This is a genomic window from Pseudoalteromonas sp. SIMBA_162 (genome assembly GCF_046535955.1).
GTDB lineage: Bacteria > Pseudomonadota > Gammaproteobacteria > Enterobacterales > Alteromonadaceae > Pseudoalteromonas > Pseudoalteromonas marina.
The window spans coordinates 1-248 of the sequence record NZ_JAWJBQ010000920.1; the positions used below are offsets into that span (position 1 = coordinate 1).

Annotated in this window: 1 pseudogene; it reads right to left on the reverse strand. The window is 53.6% G+C overall.

The window, feature by feature from the left end:
• A pseudogene (locus tag R0J88_RS22395) lies at positions 1–248 on the reverse strand (ubiquinol oxidase subunit II); the annotation flags it as partial.

Genomic DNA, 248 nt, shown 5'->3' on the forward strand with positions numbered 1-248 from the left:
GGGTTCGTTGGCGATCAGATGCAGGCGAGTCTGCATACCGGCCATGGCATAAATCTGGCTACCCAGACGCGGAATGAAGAAGGAGTTCATCACGGAGTTGGAGGTCACTTTGAAGTACACCGGAGTGTTCGCCGGGAAAGCGATTTCATTCACGGTAGCAATGCCCTGTTCCGGGTAGATGAAGAACCATTTCCAGTCCATGGAAACCACTTCGATGGTAATGGGCTTCTCGTCGTGTGCCAGCGGCT